The organism is Caenispirillum bisanense (genome assembly GCF_039523075.1).
Taxonomy (GTDB): domain Bacteria; phylum Pseudomonadota; class Alphaproteobacteria; order Rhodospirillales; family Rhodospirillaceae; genus Caenispirillum; species Caenispirillum bisanense.
The window spans coordinates 42,721-64,795 of sequence record NZ_BAAAEP010000019.1; the positions used below are offsets into that span (position 1 = coordinate 42,721).

17 protein-coding genes are annotated in these 22,075 nt (G+C 69.6%); 11 read left to right on the top strand and 6 right to left on the bottom strand.

Features of this window, described 5'->3' with window-relative positions:
- Positions 1–16 precede the first annotated feature (16 nt).
- The 5 genes from ABD056_RS10505 to ABD056_RS10525 all read right to left on the bottom strand — a co-directional run bounded on the left by ABD056_RS10505 (position 17) and on the right by ABD056_RS10525 (position 2,617).
- Complete coding sequence (locus ABD056_RS10505; protein ID WP_343866519.1) at positions 17–625, bottom strand: phage holin family protein; 609 nt, start codon at positions 623–625, stop codon at positions 17–19.
- 24 nt (positions 626–649) lie between these two features.
- Positions 650–928, bottom strand: a complete 279-nt coding sequence (locus ABD056_RS10510) for a hypothetical protein (protein WP_343866520.1) — start codon at positions 926–928, stop codon at positions 650–652.
- A gap of 118 nt (positions 929–1,046) precedes the next feature.
- Positions 1,047–1,565, bottom strand: coding sequence for a TspO/MBR family protein (locus ABD056_RS10515; RefSeq protein ID WP_343866521.1), 519 nt, complete (start codon positions 1,563–1,565; stop codon positions 1,047–1,049).
- 23 nt (positions 1,566–1,588) lie between these two features.
- Complete coding sequence (locus tag ABD056_RS10520; protein WP_343866522.1) at positions 1,589–1,786, bottom strand: PLDc N-terminal domain-containing protein; 198 nt, start codon at positions 1,784–1,786, stop codon at positions 1,589–1,591.
- 135 nt (positions 1,787–1,921) lie between these two features.
- The gene (locus ABD056_RS10525; protein WP_343866523.1) at positions 1,922–2,617 is read right to left on the bottom strand and encodes a hypothetical protein; all 696 of its coding nucleotides are present in this window, start codon (positions 2,615–2,617) and stop codon (positions 1,922–1,924) included.
- 254 nt (positions 2,618–2,871) lie between these two features.
- On the opposite strand from ABD056_RS10525, the gene ABD056_RS10530 reads away from it, so the two are divergent.
- The 7 genes from ABD056_RS10530 (at position 2,872) to ABD056_RS10560 (ending at position 17,169) form a co-directional block, all read left to right on the top strand.
- Positions 2,872–4,203 carry an alpha-amylase family glycosyl hydrolase gene (locus ABD056_RS10530; protein ID WP_343866524.1) on the top strand — a complete coding sequence of 444 codons (1,332 nt, stop codon included), beginning with the start codon at positions 2,872–2,874 and terminating at the stop codon, positions 4,201–4,203.
- Between the two features lie 45 nt (positions 4,204–4,248).
- Positions 4,249–6,300 (top strand): alpha-1,4-glucan--maltose-1-phosphate maltosyltransferase, encoded by a 2,052-nt coding sequence (locus tag ABD056_RS10535; RefSeq protein WP_343866525.1) that lies wholly within the window; start codon positions 4,249–4,251, stop codon positions 6,298–6,300.
- 88 nt (positions 6,301–6,388) lie between these two features.
- The gene (gene treS, locus ABD056_RS10540; protein WP_343866526.1) at positions 6,389–9,673 is read left to right on the top strand and encodes a maltose alpha-D-glucosyltransferase; all 3,285 of its coding nucleotides are present in this window, start codon (positions 6,389–6,391) and stop codon (positions 9,671–9,673) included.
- Positions 9,674–9,684: 11 nt separating this feature from the next.
- Entirely contained in the window at positions 9,685–11,919 is a 2,235-nt protein-coding gene (glgB, locus tag ABD056_RS10545) for a 1,4-alpha-glucan branching protein GlgB (RefSeq protein ID WP_343866527.1), read from the top strand.
- 53 nt (positions 11,920–11,972) lie between these two features.
- Positions 11,973–13,805, top strand: a complete 1,833-nt coding sequence (gene treZ, locus ABD056_RS10550; RefSeq protein WP_343866528.1) for a malto-oligosyltrehalose trehalohydrolase — start codon at positions 11,973–11,975, stop codon at positions 13,803–13,805.
- Positions 13,802–16,699: a malto-oligosyltrehalose synthase gene (gene treY / locus ABD056_RS10555; RefSeq protein ID WP_343866529.1), complete on the top strand. Its 2,898-nt coding sequence runs from the start codon at positions 13,802–13,804 to the stop codon at positions 16,697–16,699. Before treZ ends, treY begins: the two co-directional genes overlap by 4 nt.
- Positions 16,700–16,773: 74 nt before the next feature.
- Positions 16,774–17,169 (top strand): hypothetical protein, encoded by a 396-nt coding sequence (locus ABD056_RS10560; RefSeq protein ID WP_343866530.1) that lies wholly within the window; start codon positions 16,774–16,776, stop codon positions 17,167–17,169.
- A 57-nt stretch (positions 17,170–17,226) separates the two neighbouring features.
- Here the strand turns inward: ABD056_RS10560 and ABD056_RS10565 are convergent, their stop codons facing one another.
- Positions 17,227–17,694, bottom strand: coding sequence for an HIT domain-containing protein (locus tag ABD056_RS10565; protein ID WP_343866531.1), 468 nt, complete (start codon positions 17,692–17,694; stop codon positions 17,227–17,229).
- Positions 17,695–17,852: 158 nt separating this feature from the next.
- On the opposite strand from ABD056_RS10565, the gene ABD056_RS10570 reads away from it, so the two are divergent.
- The 4 genes from ABD056_RS10570 to cyoE all read left to right on the top strand — a co-directional run bounded on the left by ABD056_RS10570 (position 17,853) and on the right by cyoE (position 21,975).
- Complete coding sequence (locus ABD056_RS10570) at positions 17,853–18,803, top strand: DMT family transporter (RefSeq protein ID WP_343866532.1); 951 nt, start codon at positions 17,853–17,855, stop codon at positions 18,801–18,803.
- Between the two features lie 292 nt (positions 18,804–19,095).
- Positions 19,096–19,518, top strand: coding sequence for a DUF420 domain-containing protein (locus ABD056_RS10575; RefSeq protein ID WP_343866533.1), 423 nt, complete (start codon positions 19,096–19,098; stop codon positions 19,516–19,518).
- Between the two features lie 36 nt (positions 19,519–19,554).
- A complete protein-coding gene (locus ABD056_RS10580) occupies positions 19,555–20,976 on the top strand; it encodes a cbb3-type cytochrome c oxidase subunit I (protein WP_343866534.1) in 1,422 nt (473 codons plus the stop codon).
- A gap of 132 nt (positions 20,977–21,108) precedes the next feature.
- Positions 21,109–21,975: a heme o synthase gene (gene cyoE, locus ABD056_RS10585; protein WP_343866535.1), complete on the top strand. Its 867-nt coding sequence runs from the start codon at positions 21,109–21,111 to the stop codon at positions 21,973–21,975.
- Positions 21,976–22,075 lie beyond the last annotated feature (100 nt).

Consider the following 22,075-nt stretch of genomic DNA (forward strand, 5'->3'; position numbering starts at 1 on the left):
GTGCCGGAGGTGCGGCCTACCAGCGTTCCCGCCGGTTGGACGCCTGGGCGCCGAGGGCGGCGGAGATGCCGGCCAGCAGCACCTTCCGCAGCCCGGCGCTGCGGCCGATGATGAAGCCGGTGGCGACGGCGGCGGCGATGGCGGTTTCCGGGTGGCGGCGCAGGTGATCGTAGGCGGCAAGGCCGGCATCCTGCCCCTTGGCGATCAGCTGTCCGACCGGGTCGCCGCCGAAGCCGTGGGGATCATGCGCCCCGCCGGCCGCCAGTCCGGCCCCGGCGCCGGCCGTGGCACCGCCGGCCATGGCTCCGCGCGGTGGGGGCGGAGCGGACGCGCGGCCACCGGCATCGCGCGACTTGCCGCTGCCGCCGCCCAGCAGCAGCACGACGACGCCGATCACCAGCAGCCCGGCGGCCACGATGCCAAGGGCGGCCCAGGCCTGCATGAAGGTGGCGAGCCACAGGTACAGCGCCAGAGTGCCGTAAATGAGGGCGATCAGCAGAAACACCCCGGCCACCGCCTTGATGGCGATGCGGACGGCGGCTTCGACGGCCGCTTCCTGGGCATTATGAACGGCGACCTTGGCGCGCTCGCGCAGGGCCAGCAGAGCCACCACTTTGGCGATCATGCGGATGAATCCTCCGGCCGCTGCTTACGAACGCCCGAGGTCGAGCAGCTTGCCGAGGGCGATGCCGACACCAAAGGCGATCAGCAGGCTGGCGATGGGGTTGCGGCCGACCTGGGTGCCGACCACCTCCTGCGCATCGTGGGCGTAGTGGCGGGCCTGGCCGTACATGCGGCGCATCTGGCGGGCGGACTTGCGGCGCCAGATGTCGGCGCGGTCACCGGCTTCGGCCCCGAAGTCGGCCAGCTGGTCGCGCAGATCGTCGATCTGGCTGCGCAGGCGGTCGATTTCCACGCGGTCGGACATTCGTGCGTCTCCGTCGGCTCGGGTTATGCGATTGGCGAGAGGAACGTTCTGCCGGTGAACGCCGCACGCGCATAACCCGTTGCGCTGTGCCACCCGAAGATGCTCCCGGCGAGGGGCCTCAGCCGGCCGGAACCGGGGCCTCGGGCGGCAGCATCAGCCAGATGGCGACGGTGAGCGAGGCGGCGTAGCCGACCCACACGGCATAGGGCAGCATCAGCAGCGCGGCGGTGCGGGAATGGGGCAGGAAGGCGCGGGCCGTCGCCAGCACCAGCAGCAGCAACAGCAGGGTATCCACCGCCGCCCATCCCACCTGCCGCAGGCCGAAGAACAGCACCGACCACAGCACGTTCACCGCCAGCTGCACGAAGAACAGGGTCAGCGCCAGGCGGGCGTTGCCGACGCGGCCGCCGGCATTACGCCACACCAGCCACGCCGCCACCGCCATCATGACATAGAGCACCGTCCACACCGGGCTGAACACCCAGTCGGGCGGCGTCCAGAACGGCTTGGGCAGCGTCTGGTACCACTCGCCGATGCCGAGCGAAGTCGCCAGGCCGCCGATCAGCATGCCGACGAAGGTGACGCCCAGGAAGGCGGCGAGCCCGATCAGGCTGCGCCGCGAGCCGATGCCGGCCATGGCGGCCTCCCGTCCCTGGCGCGTCAGACGCGCGTGGTCTTGCGCTCGCTGCGCGGTCCGACGAACAGCCAGACCAGGAAGCCGAGCAGCGGGAACAGCAGGATGAACAGGATCCACAACACCTTGGCCCCGGTGCTGCGGTTGGAGCCGAACACGTTGACGATGGCCCAGATGTCCGCAATCAGCACCAGCAGGCCGAAAATGCCACCGAATTCCGCCATTCTCATCATACCCTCCAGCAGGCCGCGCCATGGTCGGGCGGACCATGCGGCGGCGGGGCGCCACCCCTCAGATGAGAGGCGCAGCTCGTCCCTGCAACGCCAAGTCGCGGCCGGTCGTTCGCGGCGGCTGCGTCGTCAGCGCACGCCGCCGATGGCAGCCAGCCGCGGCCAGGTGAGGGTGGGATCGGGAAAGACCGACGGCGGCGGGCGCCGCGGCGGCGCCACATGCACCCGCTCCAGATGGGCGGCGATGGCCTCCACCTCCGCCACCCGCAGCAGCAGGCGGCGGCCCAGGCGGTCGCGGCGCGGCGGGCGGGCCAGCAACCGCTCCAGCCGCTCCACCACCGCCTCCGCCGACCGCACCACCGACAGGCAGGCGGTCGCCCCGGCGCCGACGGTATCAGCGTCAGCGTCGGCGGCTTCGGCCACCACCAGCACGTCCACCGGCAGGGCGGCGGCGAAGGAGGCGGAGCGCAGGCGGCGCGACAGCAGGGCGACCGCCCGCTCCGCGAGGTGATGGCGCAGCAGCGCTCCCTGGCGGCGGGCGTCGATCACCGGCCGGCAGGGCTCGGCCTCCGGCGTCGTGCCGCCGTCGCGCAGGCAGGGGATGGCGTCCTGCCCCTGGCGGCGGAGCAGGATGAAGCCGCCGCGATGCACCACCACGGCGCCCATGTGCTCCGCCCCGCCCGCCACCGGCAGGCCGAGGCGCGGCAGCAGGCGCACGCCGGGGCGGCCGCCGAAGGCCCGCTGCAGCGCCGGCACCAGGGGATCGTCCCCGGCTTCCAGACCCGGCGTCGGCGTGATGTCGTGAACGATGGCGGCGGCGGCCACGGCGGCGTCCCCTGGGGCAATCTCTCCACCGCCGATACTATTACCAGAGCACAGGCTTCGCAACACAACTTCCCCTCATCCCCCGGCCGGCCCCGCCGCATCGTGTCCCGCCGCAACCGGGCGGCGCGGGGCGGCGTTCACCTGCCGCACAGTCTTAACCGTGGGCCGCGTGGACCGGCGACGGCCGATGGGGCTATCATCGCAGAACTGCCGAGTGTGGTCGCCCGAATTTCTTCGCGTCCCGGAGGTACTCCATGACGTCAGCCGTCGGGCCTCGCGGCCCCCGCATCTACAACCTGTTCCCCCTGCTCGCCGGCCCGGTCTCCGACTGGCATCGCCATCTGCCGCGGATTGCGCAGATGGGGTTCAACTGGATCTACGTGAACCCCTTCCACTTCCCCGGCTTTTCGGGGTCGCTCTATGCGGTGAAGGACTATTACCGCCTGAACCCCATGCTGCGCGGCAACGCCTACGAGGCCGACGACGCGCTGCTGCGCAGTTTCTGCGACTCAGCTGCCAAGCTGGGCCTGAAGGTGATGATGGACCTCGTCATCAACCACACCTCCAAGGACAGCGAGCTGGCCGCCCAGCACCCCGAGTTCTTCGCCCGCGAGGTCGACGGCAGCCTGAAAAGCCCGTCCGCCATCGACCCGGCCAATGCGGAAAACGTCACCGTCTGGGGCGACCTGGCGGAGATCGACTTCACCCCGCGGCCGGAACTGGACGGCTTCATCCGCTACTTCCAGGACGTGGTGCGGCATTACGTGAAGCTGGGTGTGCGCGGCTTCCGCTGCGATGCCGCCTACAAGGTGCCGGCCGACATCTGGATGGCGGTCAGCCACGCCGCCCACGGCATCAACCCGGACGTGCTGTTCTTCGCCGAAACCCTCGGCTGCCGCATCGAGGAGGTGGAGGCCCTGCGCCCCGCCCGCTTCGACTACCTGTTCAATTCCGCCAAGTGGTGGGACTTCAAGAGCCCCTGGCTGCTGGAGCAGTACAACCGCTTTCGCGGCATCGCCCCCTCGGTCGCCTTCCCGGAAAGCCACGACACCCCGCGCCTGCGGCAGGAGCTGGAGGAGCGCGGCATCACCAGCGCCAGGCAGATCGAACAGCACTACCGCTCGCTCTACCTGTTCACCGCCACCTTCGCCACCGGCGTGATGATGCCCATGGGCTTCGAATACGGCTTCAAGAGCCCGCTGCACGTGGTGGAAACGCGGCCCGAACACTGGGAGCAGCCACTTTTTGACATCTCCGACTACATCTGGCGCGTCAATCAGATGCGGGCCCTGATTCCGACGCTCAATCGCGAGGGGCCGCAGTTTCAGGTGTGGTCGCCCACCGGCGTCACCGGCCTGCTGCGCAAGGATGCCGAGGGCCAGGACTGGAGCCTGGTCGTCGTCAACCCGGAGCCGCGCGGATCGTGGACGCTGGCCGGCGACGGCTCCGACCCCATCGCCCGCATCGCCATGCGGGGCCACGAAGTGACGCCGGGCGGGCGCTGCGCCGCCGGCACCGGCGAGGACGGACTGACCAGCAAGGCCGGGGAGATCCGCGTCTTCACCGGCGACGGCCCCACCGACTAGGAGACCCCGCGCCAGGCGGCAACTTGGAAAGGGAGAGCATCGCGCATGGCCTACGACGCACCGCAGGGACAGCAGCAGCGCATCGTCACCCCGCAGGAGTTCGCGGGCCATGTCCGCAGCCGCTCCATCGTCATCCAGAACGTCCGGCCGGAGATCGACGGCGGCCGCTATGCCGTCAAGCGCGAGGTCGGCGACGCCCTGGAAGTGACGGCCGAGGTGTTCAAGGAAGGCCACGGCCGCATCAGCGCCATCCTGAAGGTGCGCCGGTTCTCCGACGGGTCGGACGCCTGGCAGGAACTGCCGATGGAGCTGATCAACCCCGGCCTCGACACCTGGCGGGCGAGCGTGGTGCTGCCGGAGAACACCCGCTACGTCTACACCATCGAGGCCTGGGACGACCCCTGGGCCACCTGGCAGCACGACATCGGCAAGAAGATCGAGGCCGGGCAGGACGTCGGCCTGGAACTGACGGAAGGCCGGGCGCTGGTCGACAAGGCCCGCGGCCGCGCCGATGCCGCCGATGCCCAGGCCTTCGACCTGCTGATCCAGCGCCTTGAAGCCGCCGCCGATGCCGAGGAAAAGGCCGCCGTCATGCTCGGGCGGCAGGCCGACGACCTCATGCGCCGCTGGCCCGACCGCTCGCGCGCCGTCTGCTACGACCGCCTGCTGGAGGTGATGGTCGATCCGGTGCGCGCCCGCTTCGCCGCCTGGTACGAGATGGCGCCGCGCAGCCAGGGCAGCGACCCCGACAAGTCCTCCACCTTCGATGACTGCATCGCCCGCCTGCCGGCCATCCGCGCTATGGGCTTCGACGTGGTCTACCTGCTGCCCATCCACCCCATCGGCAAGCTGAACCGCAAGGGCCGCAACAACGCCGTCACCGCCCAGCCGGGCGAGCCCGGCAGCCCCTATGCCATCGGCTCCGACGAGGGCGGTCACGATGCCGTCCACCCGGAGCTGGGGACGGAGGCGGACTTCCGCCGCTTCGTCGCCGAGGCGAAGAAGCTGGGCATGGAGGTGGCGCTCGACATCGCTGTGCAGTGCGCCCCCGATCATCCGTGGATCAAGGACCATCCCGAGTGGTTCGAGTTCCGCCCCGACGGCACCATCCGCTATGCCGAAAACCCGCCGAAGAAGTACCAGGACATCGTCAACGTCAACTTCTACGGCGACCACCAGCGGGAACTGTGGGAGGAACTGCGCCGGGTGTTCCGCCACTGGGTGGACTGCGGCGTCACCATCTTCCGCGTCGACAACCCCCACACCAAGCCGGTGCCGTTCTGGGAATGGGTGATCCGCGAGATCAAGGACGACCACCCGGAGGTGGTGTTCCTGTCGGAAGCCTTCACCCGCCCGACCATGCTGAACATGCTGGCCAAGATCGGCTTCAGCCAGTCCTACACCTACTTCACCTGGCGCAACTTCCGGCATGAGCTGGAGCAATACCTGACCGACCTGGTGATCGAGGGCGAGACGCGCGAATACCTGCGCCCCAACTTCTTCCCCACCACCCCCGACATCCTGCCGGAATACCTGCAGCGCGGCGGCCGTCCGGCGCACATGATCCGCCTGGCGCTGGCGGCGACGCTGTCGTCAGTCTACGGCATGTACAACGGCTACGAGCTGATCGAGAACGAGCCGGTGCCGGGCAAGGAGGAATTCCTCAACTCGGAGAAATACCAGTACAAGGCCCGCGACTGGACCGCGCCGGGCAACATCATCGACTTCGTGACGGAACTGAACCGCATCCGCGCCGAAAACCCGGCTCTGCACGAGCTGACCAACCTGCGCTTCCACGGCAGTTCGGACCAGAACGTCATCTTCTACGGCAAGCGCAGCTTCGATGATGGCAACATCATCTTCGTGGTGGTGAACCTGGACCCGTTCGAGCCCCATTCCTCCACCCTCACCTTCCCGCTGGAGGAACTGGGCATCGGCCCCGACGACGCCTTCGCGGTGGAGGAACTGTTCTCCGGCACCCGCCGCCTGTGGCACGGGGCGGAGCACGACGTCACCCTCGACCCCGAGGCCAACCCGGCGATGATCTTCCGCGTCACCCGCTGGAAGACGGTGGATTACCACAGCCCCTGCTACTGACCGGCCGCCGCCGCTGCTGCCGCCCCGCGCTGCTGCCGCCGCCGACCCGCCCGCACGACCCGACGCCCACCGCCCCCTGGGGAGACCGATGACCGACGATCCGCTCTGGTACAAGGACGCCATCATCTACCAGGCCCACGTGAAGGCCTTCTTCGATGCCAACGACGACGGCATCGGCGACTTCAACGGACTGACCGCGAAGCTCGACTACATGGTCGACCTGGGCGTCACCGCCGTGTGGATCCTGCCGTTCTACCCCAGCCCGTTGCGCGACGACGGCTACGACATCGCCGACTACAAGGCGGTGAACCCGCGCTACGGCACCATGAAGGACTTCCGCACCTTCGTGAAGGAAGCCCACCGGCGCGGCCTGAAGGTGATCACCGAACTGGTCATCAACCACACCTCCGACCAGCATCCGTGGTTCCAGAAGGCGCGCACCTCGCCCAAGGGCTCCAAGTGGCGCAACTTCTACGTCTGGTCCGACACCGACCAGAAATACTCCGGCACCCGCATCATCTTCCTGGATACCGAGCCGTCCAACTGGTCGTGGGATCCGGTGGCGCAGCAGTACTACTGGCACCGCTTCTTCAGCCACCAGCCGGACCTCAACTGGGACAACCCGGCGGTGTTCGAGGAAGTGACCAAGGTGATGAAGTTCTGGTTCGATGCCGGCGTCGACGGCATGCGGCTGGACGCCATCCCCTACCTGATCGAGCGCGACGGCACCAACAACGAGAACCTGCCGGAGACCCACGACGTCATCAAGCGCCTGCGCGCCTGGATGGACGAGCACTTCCCCGGCCGCATGTTCCTGGGCGAGGCCAACCAGTGGCCGGAAGACGTGCTGCCCTACTTCGGCGAGGGCGAGGGCGACGAGTGCAACATGGCCTTCCACTTCCCCCTGATGCCGCGCATGTACATGGCGCTGGCGCAGGAGGACCGCCTGCCCGTCACCGACATCATGCGCCAGACGCCCGACATCCCCGACAAGGCTCAATGGGCCATCTTCCTGCGCAACCACGATGAACTGACGCTGGAGATGGTCACCGACCGCGAGCGCGACTATCTGTGGAACTTCTACGCCATGGACCCGCGCGCCCGCATCAACCTGGGCATCCGCCGCCGTCTGGCGCCGCTGGTGGACAACGACCGCCGCAAGATCGAGCTGCTGAACAGCATGCTCATGTCCATGCCCGGCACGCCCATCGTCTATTACGGTGACGAGATCGGCATGGGCGACAACATCTACCTCGGCGACCGCGACGGCGTGCGCACCCCCATGCAGTGGACCATGGACCGCAACGGCGGCTTCTCGCGCTCCGACCCGGCGCGGCTCTACCTGCCCTGCGTCATGGACCCGGTCTACGGCTTCACCACCGTCAACGTCGAGGCCCAGGCCCGCAGCCCGTGGAGCCTGCTCAACTGGATGCGGCGGCTGATCACCGTGCGCAAGATGCACCAGAGCTTCGGCCGCGGCGAACTGAAGTTCCTCTACCCCGGCAACCGCAAGGTCCTGGCCTACCTGCGGGAGCACGAGGGCGAGTCCATCCTCTGCGTCTGCAACCTCAGCCGGGCGCCGCAGGCGGTGGAGCTGGACCTGCGCGACTATGCCACCCGCGTGCCGGTGGAGCTGCTCGGCCGCTCCGCCTTCCCGCCGGTGGGAGAACTGCCCTACCTGCTCACCCTGCCCGCCTACGGCTTCTACTGGTTCCTGCTGGCCGACCAGGCGGAGGCGCCGGGCTGGCATGTGGAGGCGGTGCAGGCCATGCCGGAACTGCTCACCCTGGTGGTCGGCAACGGGCTGGACAGCGTCACCCAGGGCCGCAACAAGGACATGGTGGAAAGCCAGATCCTCAAGGGCTATCTGCCCAAGCAGCGGTGGTTCGGCGCCAAGGACGATCAGATCGTCGAGGTCACCGGCTCCGACCATGCCCTGCTGGAGGGCGAAGGCGGCCAGTTCCTGCTGCCGATCTACACGGTCAACACCGCCGGCGGCAAGCCGGGCGACTACTTCCTGCCGCTGACGGTGGCGTGGGAGACGCGCGACGACGACCCGTTCGGCCGCCTCGCCCCCTTCACCGTCGCCAAGCTGCGGCGCGGCCCGACGGTCGGCACCCTGCACGACGCCACCGCCGACCCGCGCTTCACCACCGCCATGGTCACCGCCATGCTGGAGGGGCGCGAGATCGCCACCGGCGCCGGCGGCCGCCTGCGCTTCGTGCCGACGGAAACCGGGCGCGGCATCACCCTTGACCGCGACGGCGAGATCCAGCGCCTGTCCAAGGAACAGTCCAACACCTCCGTCCTGGTCGGCACCCAGATGGTGATGAAGGTGCTGCGCCGGCTGGAACAGGGCATCCACCCCGAGATCGAGGTCGGCCGCTACCTGACCGACGTCGCCAGGTTCGAGAACATCCCGCCGCTTTACGGTTCGGTGGTGCTGGAGGATTCGGCCGGCCGCGAAACGGCGCTGGCGGTGCTGCAGGGCTTCGTCCGCAACCAGGGCGATGGCTGGAGCTACACCCTGGAATACCTCGACCGGGTGATGGAGGAAGCGGAGCTGACCTCGCCGGCCCAGACGGAGGACGATACCGGCCCGCACGAGTTCTTCCTGACCCTGATGACCATCCTCGGCACCCGCGTCGGCGAGATGCACAAGGCCTTCGCCCTGCCGACCGACGACCCGGCCTTCGCGCCGGAGCCGGCGACGGAGGCGGACATTGCCGCCTGGGCCGACGCCCTTGCCGCCCAGGCCGCCGAGGCCCGGCGCCTGCTGGAGGCCGCCCGTCCGTCGCTGGAAGGCGACACCGCCGCCGACTGCGACCGCCTGCTGGCGGCGTGGGATGCCATCGACGAGCGGGTGGAGACGCTGCGATCCCTGCCGGTGGCAGAGCTGGTGAAGACCCGCTTCCACGGCGACTTCCACCTCGGGCAGGTGCTGCTGGCCCACAACGACTGGGTGTTCCTCGACTTCGAGGGCGAGCCGGCCCGCCGGCTGGAGGACCGCCGCAGCAAGAACTCGGCCCTGAAGGACGTGGCGGGGATGCTGCGGTCGTTCGACTATGCCGCCTCCGCCGCCCTGTTCCGTCGGGCGGAGATGAACCCCAACGCGAGTGACCGGCTGCGCGGATTCGCGTCGGACTGGCAGGCCTCCACCGCCGCGGCCTTCCTGCTCGGCTACCGCGACGGCATCGCCGGATGCCCGGTGTGGCCGGGCGACGGCGCCGCCGCAGCCGCCCTTCTTGAAGCCTTTACGCTTGAAAAGGCCCTTTACGAAGTATGCTACGAAGTGGCCAACCGGCCCGACTGGCTGCGCATTCCGGTGCAAGGCGTGCTAAGGCTTGTCGCATCGGAGCGCCCCGAGCAATGAGGGAAGAACGCATGACCCAGGCCCTGACCGTCGAACGCGCCGCCGTCGAGTCCATCGTCCGCGGCGACCACGGCGACCCCTTTGCCGTCCTCGGCATGCACGGGGGCAACGGCCGGCCCGTGGAAGTCCGTGTCTTCCTGCCCTGGGCGGCGAGCGTGTCGGTGATCGACGCCGCCGACGGCAGCGAGGTGGCGGCGCTGGACCGCATCCATGACGGCGGCTTCTTCGCCGCCGCCCTGCCCGGCCGCACCAGCCGTTTCCGCTACCGCCTGCGGGCGGCCCCGCGCGACGGGGCGCCGACCGAGTTCCACGACGTCTATTCCTTCGCCTATGTGCTGGGCGAGCTGGACGTCCACCTGCTGGCGGAAGGCAACCACCTGCGGGCGTGGGAGAAGCTGGGCGCCCACCCGCTGGAACTGGGCGGCGTCGCCGGCGTGTCCTTCGCCGTCTGGGCGCCCAATGCCAAGCGGGTGTCGCTGGTCGGCCCCTTCAACGGCTGGGACGGCCGCGTCAACCCCATGCGCAAGCGCCAGGAATGCGGCGTGTGGGAAATCTTCATGCCGCACATGACGGTGGGGGAGCTTTACAAGTTCGAACTGCTCGACCCCCACGGCAACCTGCTGCCGCTGAAGCTTGACCCCTACGCCTTCCACTGCGAGCACCCGCCGGCCACCGCCGCCGTCGTCCACGGCACGCCGGAACTGGAATGGAGCGACGGCGAGTGGATCGCCGAGCGCGAGCGCGCCCTGCAGAACGGCGACTGCCTGCATTCCGCCATGACCGTCTACGAAGTCCACCTGGGCAGCTGGAAGCGCCACGACGACGGCAACCGCTACTTCACCTACCGCGAGATGGCGGAAACCCTGGTGCCCTACGTCAAGGACATGGGCTTCACCCACATCGAGGTGCTGCCGGTCCACGAGTTTCCCTTCGACGGCAGCTGGGGCTACCAGCCCATCGGCCTGTTCGCCCCCACCAGCCGCTTCGGCAGCCCGCGCGACTTCGCTCATTTCGTCGACGTCTGCCACCGCCACGGCATCGGCGTCATCATCGACTGGGTGCCCGGCCACTTCCCGACCGACGCCCACGGCCTCGGCTATTTCGACGGCACCCACCTCTATGAACATGCCGACCCGCGCCAGGGCATGCACATGGACTGGAATACCCTGATCTACAACTACGGCCGCCGCGAGGTGCAGAACTTCCTGCTCGCCAACGCCTTGTTCTGGATCGAGTATTTCCACATCGACGGGCTGCGGGTGGATGCCGTGGCGTCCATGCTCTACCTCGACTATTCGCGCGAGCAGGGGCAGTGGATCCCGAACGAATACGGCGGCAACGAGAACCTGGCCGCCATCGCCTTCCTGCGCCGGCTGAATGAACTGGTCTACACCCAGGGCCGCGGCGCCGTGACCATCGCCGAGGAATCCACCGCCTGGCCCATGGTCAGCCGGCCGGTGTACCTGGGCGGCCTCGGCTTCGGGTTCAAGTGGAACATGGGCTGGATGCACGACACCTTGCAGTACATGAGCAAGGACCCCATCCACCGCCGCTACCACCACAACCAGATGACCTTCGGCCTGCTCTATGCTTTCAACGAGAACTTCGTGCTGCCCCTCAGCCACGACGAGGTGGTGCACGGCAAGGGCTCGATGATCGGCAAGATGCCGGGCGACGACTGGCAGAAGTTCGCCAACCTGCGCGCCTACTACGCCTTCATGTGGGGGCACCCGGGCAAGAAGCTGCTGTTCATGGGCGGCGAGTTCGGCCAGTGGGCGGAATGGAACCACGACAAGGGCCTCGACTGGCACCTGCTGGATAACCCCGCCCATGCCGGCGTCCAGCGCCTGATGCGCGACCTCAACCTGACGCTGAAGGCGCTGCCCGGCCTGTGGAAGCAGGACTTCGAGTGGAACGGCTTCGAGTGGGTGGATGCCTCCGACGTCGACAACTCCATCTTCTCGTTCCTGCGCAAGACCGGGGACGAGGCCGATCCGCAGCCGGTTCTCGTGGTCTCCAACTTCACGCCGCTGCCCCACCGGGGCTATCGCATCGGCGTGCCGTCGGGCGGCTTCTGGCGGGCCCACATCAACACCGACGCCGAGATTTACGGCGGCTCCGGCTGCGGCAACGGCGACGGCGTGATGGCCGAGGCGGTGGAGCATCACGGCCGCCCCTACTCCCTCTGTCTGAACCTGCCGCCGCTCGCGACACTCTATTTCACTCCTGAGCGTTCATCCGGTTGACGGAGGCCGCCGGTGGCCTCCTCGCCCGCGAGCAGACAAGGAGGCCCCGGCGGATGCGCGATCACCACCCCATGCCCTTCGGTGCGGAACTCACCCCCGACGGGTGCCGGTTCCGCCTGTGGGCACCGGATGTTCCAACCGTTACGCTGTGCATTGAAGGACCAGGCCCGGGGCGGGAATTCCCCCTGACCCCCGACGACCAGGGGTGGGTCGACGTGGTGGCCGACGGCGTGGTGGCGGGCACCCGCTACCGCTGGCGCCTGCCGGACGGGCTGATGGTCCCCGATCCCGCCAGCCGCTTCCAGCCCGACGACGTCCATGGCGCGTCGGAGGTCATCGACCCGCTCGCCTTCCGCTGGACCGACGGCGACTGGGAAGGGCGGCCGTGGGAGGAAACCGTCCTCTACGAGCTGCACATCGGCACCTTCACCCCCGAGGGCACCTTCCGCGCCGCCATCGACCGCCTGGACCATCTGGTGGAGCTGGGCGTGACGGCGGTGGAGCTGATGCCGGTGGCCGACTTCCCCGGCCGCTGGAACTGGGGCTACGACGGCGTCCACCTGTTCGCGCCCGATGCCCGCTATGGCCGCCCCGACGACCTGAAGGCCCTGGTGGATGCCTGCCACGCCCGCGGGCTGCAGGTGTTCCTTGACGTGGTCTACAACCACTTCGGGCCGGAGGGGAACTACATATACCCCCTCGCCGGCCGCCACTTCTTCGACAGCACCAAGCACACGCCCTGGGGCGCCGGCATCGCCTTCGATGCGCCGCACGGCAAGTGGGTCACCGACTTCTTCGTCCACAACGCGCTTCACTGGGTGGACGAATACCACTTCGACGGCCTGCGCCTGGATGCCGTGCACGCCATCGAGGACAGCCGCGACCTCGACGTGCTCGACCGCATCGCCGAGGCGGTGCATTCGCGCGAAGGGCACGACATGCGGCGCATCCATCTGGTGCTGGAGAACGACCTCAACTCCGCCCGCCGGCTGAAGCGCGACGGCCGCCTGCCCACCCACTACGTCGCCCAGTGGAACGACGACGCCCACCACGCCCTGCACTGCCTGGTGACGGGAGAGGGCGGCGGCTATTACCGCGACTATGCCGCCGACCCGGCCGCCTACCTCATGCGCATCCTGGCGGAGGGCTTCGCCTACCAGGGCGAGCCGAGCCCGCACCGGGGCGGCGAGGCGCGCGGCGAGCCGTCCGGCCACCTGCCGCCCACCGCCTTCGTCAACTTCCTGCAGAACCACGACCAGATCGGCAACCGCGCCATGGGCGACCGCATCGACAGCATCGCCCGGCCGGAGGCGGTGATGGCGGCGGAGAGCATCGTCCTGCTGGCCCCTGCCATTCCGCTGCTGTTCCAGGGCGAGGAATGGGGCTCGCGCCGGCCCTTCCTGTTCTTCTGCGACTTCGGCGAAGACCTGCACGAGGCGGTGCGCAACGGCCGCCGCGCCGAGTTCGAAAGCTTCCCCGAGTTCCGCGACCCGGCGGCGCGGGAGAAGATTCCCGACCCCATGGCCGAAAGCACCTTCGAGGCCTCCCGCCTGGACTGGGGCGAGCTGGAGAACCCCTTCCACGCCGACCGCCTCGCCTTCACCAAGGCGCTGCTGTCGGTGCGGCGGCAGGAGATCGTGCCCCGCCTCGCCGCCATCGACGGCGGCAAGGCACGGGCGGAGCTGATCGCCGACGGCGTGCTGGCAGCCCGCTGGCCGCTGGACGACGGCACCCGGCTGTCGCTGCTGGCCAACCTGTCGGAGCGGGCGGTGGACAACATCGTGCCGCTGCAGGGCCGCGCCATCTGGACCACCAACACCGCCGGCGGGCCTTCGGGCGCGCTGAACCCCTGGGCCGTGATCTGGGCGATCGAGCACGCGCAATGACAGACCGCACCGTCCCCGACGCCACCTACCGCCTGCAGTTCAACAAGGACTTCACCTTCGCCGATGCCGAGCGGCTGGTGCCCTATCTGGCGGACCTGGGCATCAGCCACCTTTATGCCTCGCCGTTCTTCAAGGCGCGGCCGGGCTCGACCCACGGCTACGACATCATCGACCACAACGCCCTCAACCCCGAGGTCGGGGACGAGGCGGCGCTGGCCCGCCTGTCGGGCGCCCTGAAGGCGCGGGGCATGGGCCAGATCGTCGACTTCGTCCCCAACCACATGGGCGTCGCCGAGGCCGAGAACGGCTGGTGGCTCGACGTGCTGGAATACGGCCAGGGCAGCCCCTTCGCCGAATACTTCGACATCGACTTCCACCCCGCCAAGGCCGAACTGCGCGGCAAGGTGCTGCTGCCGGTGCTGGGCGACCACTACGGCGCGGTGCTGGAGGACGGGCAGCTGGTGGTGCGGCTCGACCCCGCCATCGGCGGCTTTTCCGTCTGGTACTGGGACCACCGCTTCCCCCTCACCCCCTACCGCTACGGCACCCTGTTCACCGCCCTGCTGCCGGCCCTGCGGCGGGCGGAGGGGGTGGCGGCGGAGGCGGTGGCGGCGGTGGAGGAGATCGCCGCCGGCTTCCGCGAGGTGCGCGCCGCCGCCCGCTCCGGCCGCGCCCGCGGCGCCCGCCGGGCGCGGGCGGAAGGGCTGAAGCAGCGCTTCGCCGCCGCGCTCGACGCCCACCCGGCCCTGCACGATGCCATCGACGCCGCCCTGGCGCCGTTCCGCGGCACCCCCGGCGAGGCGGCCAGCTTCCTGCCGCTGCACCGGCTGCTGGAGGCGCAGAACTACCGGCTGGCGTTCTGGCGGGTGGCGTCGGACGAGATCAACTATCGCCGCTTCTTCCAGATCAACGACCTCGCCGGCCTGCGGGTGGAGGTGCCGGCGGTGTTCGAGGCCTCCCACCGGCTGGTGCTGCGGCTGCTGGCGGAAGGCCACATCGAGGGCCTGCGCATCGACCACGTCGACGGCCTGTTCGACCCCAAGGGCTACCTGCAGCGGCTGGCGGAGAAATGCCGCGCCGCCACCGGCGCTGATACGGATACGTATGTTCTGGTCGAGAAGATCCTCGGCCATCACGAGCGGCTGCGTCCCGACTGGCGGGTGGACGGCACCACCGGCTATGAAGCGCTGAACGAGATCAACGGCCTGTTCGTCGACCCAGCGGCGGAACGGCGGCTGACCCGCACCTATGCCCGCACCACCGGCGAAAGCACCGACTTCGAGGCCATCGTCCGCGCCGGCAAGCGGCAGGTGATGCAGCAGGAACTGGCGTCGGAGGTGGGCACCCTCGCCAATGGCCTGGCGCGGCTGTCGGAACGCAACTGGCGCACCCGCGACTACACCCTGCGCGACGTCCGGCTGGCGCTGACGGAGGTGATCGCCTGCTTCCCGGTCTATCGCACCTACATCGACACCCGCCGCCCGGCGCCGGAAGACCTGCGCGACATCGAATGGGCGGTGGCGCAGGCGCGCAAGAACCCGGCCTTCCACGACGACAGCATCTTCGACTTCCTGCGCGCCGTGCTGACCAGCGATGCCGGCCGTCGCCGCGACGATCCCTTCCCGCGGGAGGAGGTGCGCCGCCTCGCCCGCCGCGCCCAGCAGGTGACCAGCCCGGTGATGGCCAAGGGGCTGGAGGACACGGCGTTCTACCGCTACAACCGGCTGGCCTCGCTGAACGAGGTGGGCGGCCACCCCGACGTGTTCGGCGTCACCCCCGCCGCCTTCCACCGCCGCATGACGGAGCGGGCGCGGCTGTGGCCGCACAGCATGCTCACCACCGCCACCCACGACACCAAGCGCGGCGAGGACGTGCGCGCCCGCATCAACGTGCTGACCGAAATGCCGGAGGAATGGACCCGGCGGGTGCGCCGCTGGACCCTGCTCAACCGCCGCCGCAAGCCGGAGGTGGAGGGGACCCCGGCGCCGTCGGCCAACGACGAATACCTGTTCTACCAGACCCTGCTCGGCGCCTGGCCGCCGGAACTCGCCCTGCCCGAGGACGGCAGCGACGATCCGGCCGTTCTGGCGGCGGTGGACGACCTGCGCGACCGCCTGTGCGCCTACATGACCAAGGCGGTGCGCGAGGCCAAGGTGCATTCCGCCTGGACCCGTCCCGACGCCGCCTATGAACAGGCGGTGTCGCGGTGGGTGGAACGGGTGATGGATGCCCGCCGCCGCAACCCCTTCCTGGCCGACTTCCTGCCGTTCCAGGCCCGCGCGGCGCGGGTCGGCGCGGTGAACGGGCTGGCCCAGGCGGCGCTCAAGTTCACCTGCCCCGGCGTGCCCGACATCTATCAGGGGTGCGAGCTGTGGGAACTGAGCCTGGTCGACCCCGACAACCGCCGCCCGGTGGACTTCGACCGCCGCCACGCCGCCCTGGGCGACCTGCGCCGCACCTTCGGCGACGACAGTCCGCGGGGGACGGCGGCGCGCGCCCTGCTCGACCGCTGGACCGACGGCACCGTCAAGCTGCTGCTGACCTGGCGGCTGCTGACCCTGCGCCGCCGCCTGCCGGACCTGTTCCGCCACGGCGATTACCGGCCGCTGGAGGCGACGGGGGAGCACGCCCACCGCCTGCTCGCCTTCGAACGCCGCCACGGCGGCCGCCGTCTGGTGGTGGTGGTGCCGCGGCTGGTGCTGCCGCTCATGCCCGGCGACGACGACTGGCCGCTCGGTACCGCCTGGGGGAACACCGCCCTGCCGCTGAAGGACGCCGCCGGCGCCGGTCCCCTGCGCGACGTGCTGACGGGGGAGCGCATGGGTGCCGAAACGACCGCGGCGGGCGATCTGCTGCGGCATCTGCCGCTGGCGGTTCTGATCAATGAGGATTAGGCGAAAGTTCTTGCTTCACAGGCCCGTGCGAACGTGCGACCCTGCGGGAACTATTTCCTGCAGCAAGAGCCATCATGTCTGTCCAGGACCCCATCCTCACCGGCCTTGCCGGTCTGCTTGCTCCGGTCGGTGCCATCCGGCCGGAGCGGCAGGTGCGCCCGCTGTTCGCCGTCGTGCATGACACCACCCGCCCGCTGCCCGACCGCCTGGCGGCGGCGGAAGCGGTGGCGGAGCTGAAGGAGCGGCTGTTCCGCGACACCGCAGCGGCCGGCGGCAATGCCGTCACCGGACCGCTTGACCAGGCGCTGGCGCTGGTGGACATGCTGGCGCCCGACGACCAGAGCCTGCTCGACCGCCTGGGCTGCGGGGCGGCGGCGCTCACCCGCGACATCATCGCCCGCCACCGCGATCCCGCCGCGCCGGCCCCGGCGCTGCAGGCCCTGCTGCGGGCCGGGCAACTGCCGGACTGATCCGCCGCCAGCCGCGCCGCCGCCCGCCGGCAGCGCCCGCCAGCGCCCGCACCGCCGTCAGTGCAGGGTGCGGCTGCCGCTGCCGGAGGTATCCTCGGTCACCGCCGCCGCCGTCACGCCGGGCGGCATGATGGCCTCGCGCAGGGTCGCCACCACGTGCGGCAGTTCCGCCTCGCCATAGGGTTCCGCCGGCTGCAGGCCCCACACCGGCTTCGGCCACGCCGGATCGTCGGCGAAGCGGGCGATGACGTGGACGTGCAGCTGCCGCACCATGTTGCCCAGGGCGGCGACGTTCATCTTGTCCGCCTTGGTGAAGGCCTGCAGCAGTTCCGCCGCCTGCGCCGTTTCCTCCACCAGCCGCTGGCGGTCCTCCCGCGACAGTTCGTACACCTCGGCGATGCCCTCGCGCTGCGGCACCAGGATCAGCCAGGGATAGGTGCGGTCGTTCATCAGCAGCACCCGGCACAGCGGCCAGCGGGCGATTTCCACGGTGTCGGCGGCGAGGCGGTCATCGAGGGTGAACATGGCACATCAACCCGGCAAACATCGAAACAGGCCGCTATCCTGCCGCAAGGGCTCCGTGCTGTCACGGTGAGAACGGCTCTTGGTGATCATGGCCGGCCTGCGGCATGGTACTGCCCCCGCGACCGCCGCGCGCGACAACCGACCAGGAGACCCCGAGGGTGCCGCCCAGCCAGCCGCCCACTGCCGCCGCCACACCCGCCGCCGCCCGGCCGTGGTACCTGTCGCCATACCTGATGCTGGTGCTGCCGCCGCTGTTCTGGGCCGGCAACGCGGTGGTCGGGCGGGTGGCGGTGGCCGAGGTGTCGCCGCTGGCCCTGTCGACGGTGCGCTGGGCGCTGGCCATCCTGCTGCTGCTGCCGCTGACGCTGACCGGCCTGCTGACCCAGTGGCCGGTGGTGCGGCGGCGGTGGAAGTCGCTGGCGGTGCTCGGCATCCTGTCGTCGGGGCTCTACAACCTGCTGCTCTACATGGCGCTGGAGACCACCACCGCCATCAACGTCACCCTGCTCAACTCCGCCATGCCCATGACCATCGTGCTGGTGTCGTGGATGTGGCTGCGCGATCGGCCGAGCCGCGGCGCCATGGCCGGCATCGTGCTGTCGATGATCGGCGTCGCGGTGGTGGTCAGCCGTGGCGAGCCGGCGGTGCTGCTGGGGCTGGAACTGCACCAGGGCGATGCGCTGATGCTGGTGGCGGTGGTGGTGTGGGCGATCTATTCCGTCATGCTGCGGGCGCATCCGCCGGGGCTGACGCCGGGGGTGTTCCTGACCGTGCAGATGGCCATGGGGCTGTTGTTCCTGATGCCCTTCTACGGCATCGAGATCGCCATGGGCGGCGGCGCCATTCCGCTGACCTGGACCATCGTCGCCGTGTTCGCCTTCATCGCCACCGGCCCGGCCATCGGCGCCTTCTACTTCTGGAATCGCGGCGTGGCGGAGGCCGGGGCCAATACCGCCGGGCTCTACATCAACCTGCTGCCGGTGTTCACCGCCATCCTGGCGGTGATCTTCCTGGGCGAGGAATTCCGCTGGTACCACGCCGCCGGCCTGGCCCTCATCTTCACCGGAATCGCCCTGGCGACCCTGCGGCGGCGGCGGCCGGCGGCCTGACCCGGACCCCGCCGGACACACCCGCGTGAGCAGCCCCGTTTCCGGGAACATCGGAGACGGGGCATTGTTTTTTCCCCGCACGGCGACCATGATCTACCCGAGTGCCTTGCAAGGATAATCGCCGCCGCACCGCCGCCCGATGCGGCAAAAGGCCGGCCTGCCGAGGGGACACGCCATGACCTACTCCGACCGCAAGACCAGGAAATACGTCACCGCCGCGCTGTTGCTGGCGGTCGCCGCCGGGTTTTATCTCAGCGCCTTCCTGATGCTCTCCACCGGCTGAGGGGGAGCCATGGACACCGCCAACACCCTGCCGCACGTCAACGCCTTCCTGAACACCGTCACCACCATCCTGCTGCTGGTCGCCTTCGTGCTGATCCGGCAGAAGCGCATCGAAGGCCACCGCAAGGCGATGATCGGCGCCCTGGCGGTCTCGACGGTGTTCCTGGCGTCCTATCTCGTCTACCACTTCACCGCCCCGATCTTCGTGTTCCGCGGCGAGGGCGCCATCCGGCCGGTCTACTTCACCATCCTCATCACCCATGTGGTGCTGGCGGCGGTGGTGCTGCCGATGATCCTGGTGACGGCGTGGCGCGGCCTCAACCGCATGGATGCCCGCCACCGCGCCATCGCCCGCTACACCTGGCCGGTGTGGATGTACGTGTCGGTGTCGGGAGTGGTCATCTACTGGATGCTCTACCACGTCTACATCTGACCGCCGCGTCAGCCCCATCACAGCGGAAGGAACGGCATGACCAGCAGCCTGCAGGCCCCTCGGGCGGCAACGGCATCGGCACCGGCTTCGGCCGACCTGAGCATCGGCGCCGACCTGCTGCGGCGCGAGCTGCACGGCTGGGCGGGGCTCAGCGTCGCCGCCCTGGCCATCGCGGGGCTGCTGGTGCTGCTGATCGTGCCGGCCCGCACGCCCGTGCTGCAGGACATGCTGCCGTGGGACCCCAACGTCTTCTTCCGTCAGGCGCTGGTGACCCATGTGGTGTTTTCGGTGGTGATCTGGTTCCTGGGGGCGCTCGGCGTGCTCACGGTGCTCGCCACCGACCGCATGAGCGGCCGCATGAACCAGCGCCTGCGGGCGGCATGGCTCGGCCCGGCGGGGCTGGGGCTCACCGTCTTCGCCATGCTCATGCTGCTGGCGGGCACCCTGGCCGGGCTCGGCAATCCGTCGCTCAACAACTATGTGCCGGTGCTGGTGCATCCGCTCTACTACGCCGGGCTGGCGGTGCTGTTCGCCGGCGTGGCGCTGCCGGTGGTGCGGCTGCTGCTGAACATCGCCGGCCGCGAGGTGCCGGAGCCCATGCCCTGGGGCGTGGCGTCGGTGGGGCTGACCTATCTGGCGGCGCCGGTGTGCTTCATCGCCGCCTGGATGCAGCTGCCCTCCAGCCTGCCGGCAGAGATCTATAACGAACAGCTGTTCTGGGGCGGCGGCCATGTGCTGCAGGTGGTCAACACCGGCCTGCTGATCGTCGCCTGGCACATGGTCACCCGCGCCGCCTGGGGCGAGCCGCTGCTGCCGCGGCGGCTGTTCAGCCTGGTGACCATCGCCCTGCCCGCCACCGCCGCCGCCGGCGTGGTCTACACGGTCAGCCGCGACGTCATGAGCAGCGACCACTACCAGGCCTTCACCGACCTCTACCTCTATGCCCTGGTGGTGCCGGCGGTGGTGGCCATGGCCGGCCTCGCGCAGGTGCTGTGGCGCTGCCGCGCCCGGCTGGACTGGCGGCAGCCGGCCGCCCTCGGCCTGCTGCTGTCGCTGGTGCTGTTCGGCATCGGCGGCCTGCTGGGCTACGGCCTCGGCCATGGCGACACCCGCACGCCGGCCCATTACCACGCCGTCATCGGCGGCGTGAACCTGGCGCTGATGACCCTGTTCGCCGCCGTCGTGCTGCCGGTGCTCGGGCGGGCGTTCACCCGGGCGCGGGCGGTGCTGTGGTTCCTGGCGCTGTACTTCGCCGGCCAGACCATCCACTCCGTCGGCCTCTACATCGCCGGCACCTTCGGCGTCGCCCGCAAGACCGCCGGCGCCGAGCAGGGCCTCGATTCGGCCATGAAGATGGCTGCCATGGGGGTGATGGGGCTGGGCGGACTGGTGGCCGTCCTCGGCGGCGTCCTGTTCGTGTGGATGGCGCTGCGCCGCCTGTGGCCGGCCACCCGCTGAGCGAACCACAGGGTTGATATACCTTGGGTCTCTGCCACAACCCTTGCTTATATCCGACCAGCCGTGTCAGGCTATGCCCATAACGACAAGGGAGGGGACGGCCGTCCCGGACCGCCCCCCGTGGGAGGCGCCATGACCCTGAGAAGCTACCTGGAGCTATGCAAGCTGCGCATCGGCTTCATGATCGCGCTGACTGCCATGGTCGGCTATGCCGCCGTGGCCGAGACCCTGGACGTAGCCCACCTGCTGACCCTCGCCCTGGCCATGCTGCTCGGCTCGGCGGCGAGTTCGGTCTTCAACCACTTCTACGACCGCGACATCGACGGCCTGATGAAGCGCACCGCCCGCCGGCCGCTGGTGACCGGCGCCATGGCCGACCCGCGCGCCGCCCTGTGGCTGGCCGCCGGCCTGCTGGTGGTGGGCTGCGGGCTCGCCACCGTCACCTTCAACTGGGCGGTGGCTGTGCATCTGTTCCTGGGCGCCTTCGTCTACGGCATCGTCTACACGGTGTGGCTGAAGCGGCGGACCTGGCTCAACATCGTCATCGGCGGGGCGGCCGGCAGCTTCGCCATCATGGCCGGGGCGGCCGCCGTCGATCCCGGCCAGTGGCTGCTGCCGACGGTGATGGCGGTGTTCCTGTTCCTGTGGACGCCGAGCCACTTCTGGGCCCTCGCCATCCTGCTGCGCGAGGATTACGCCAAGGCCGGCGTGCCCATGCTGCCGGTGCTGGTGGGGGATGCCCGCACCGCCCACGCCATCCTGCTCAACACCGTGCTGCTGGTCGCCTCGTCGCTGGTGCCGTGGATGATGGGCGGGCTGGGGGCGATCTACGGCGTGCTGGCCCTGGTGCTCGGCGCCTGGTTCCTGTGGAAGAGCTGGCGCCTGGTGCGCGAGCCCACCCACGCCGAGGCGCGGCGGGTGTTCTTCGGCTCCATGAGCTACCTCGGCGGCGTGTTCCTGGCGGTGGTTCTCGACAAGCACCTGCCGGCGGTGTTCTGACACCGCTGCGGGCGGGCGGATTTCGGCAGCGAAAAATGCACGGCGGGCGTTGATCGGGGCGCCCGCCGCACCCGTATAGTCGGGGGATTTAATCAGTCGC

What these genes read in the sequence shown, in the direction of transcription:
- ABD056_RS10505 (WP_343866519.1), bottom strand. Translation starts at nt 625, where the DNA reads ATGATCGCCAAAGTGGTGGCTCTGCTGGCCCTGCGCGAGCGCGCCAAG.
- ABD056_RS10510 (WP_343866520.1), bottom strand. Translation starts at nt 928, where the DNA reads ATGTCCGACCGCGTGGAAATCGACCGCCTGCGCAGCCAGATCGACGAT.
- ABD056_RS10515 (WP_343866521.1), bottom strand. Translation starts at nt 1,565, where the DNA reads ATGGCCGGCATCGGCTCGCGGCGCAGCCTGATCGGGCTCGCCGCCTTC.
- ABD056_RS10520 (WP_343866522.1), bottom strand. Translation starts at nt 1,786, where the DNA reads ATGGCGGAATTCGGTGGCATTTTCGGCCTGCTGGTGCTGATTGCGGAC.
- ABD056_RS10530 (WP_343866524.1), top strand. Translation starts at nt 2,872, where the DNA reads ATGACGTCAGCCGTCGGGCCTCGCGGCCCCCGCATCTACAACCTGTTC.
- ABD056_RS10535 (WP_343866525.1), top strand. Translation starts at nt 4,249, where the DNA reads ATGGCCTACGACGCACCGCAGGGACAGCAGCAGCGCATCGTCACCCCG.
- treS (WP_343866526.1), top strand. Translation starts at nt 6,389, where the DNA reads ATGACCGACGATCCGCTCTGGTACAAGGACGCCATCATCTACCAGGCC.
- glgB (WP_343866527.1), top strand. Translation starts at nt 9,685, where the DNA reads ATGACCCAGGCCCTGACCGTCGAACGCGCCGCCGTCGAGTCCATCGTC.
- treZ (WP_343866528.1), top strand. Translation starts at nt 11,973, where the DNA reads ATGCGCGATCACCACCCCATGCCCTTCGGTGCGGAACTCACCCCCGAC.
- treY (WP_343866529.1), top strand. Translation starts at nt 13,802, where the DNA reads ATGACAGACCGCACCGTCCCCGACGCCACCTACCGCCTGCAGTTCAAC.
- ABD056_RS10560 (WP_343866530.1), top strand. Translation starts at nt 16,774, where the DNA reads ATGTCTGTCCAGGACCCCATCCTCACCGGCCTTGCCGGTCTGCTTGCT.
- ABD056_RS10565 (WP_343866531.1), bottom strand. Translation starts at nt 17,694, where the DNA reads ATGTTCACCCTCGATGACCGCCTCGCCGCCGACACCGTGGAAATCGCC.
- ABD056_RS10575 (WP_343866533.1), top strand. Translation starts at nt 19,096, where the DNA reads ATGGACACCGCCAACACCCTGCCGCACGTCAACGCCTTCCTGAACACC.
- ABD056_RS10580 (WP_343866534.1), top strand. Translation starts at nt 19,555, where the DNA reads ATGACCAGCAGCCTGCAGGCCCCTCGGGCGGCAACGGCATCGGCACCG.
- cyoE (WP_343866535.1), top strand. Translation starts at nt 21,109, where the DNA reads ATGACCCTGAGAAGCTACCTGGAGCTATGCAAGCTGCGCATCGGCTTC.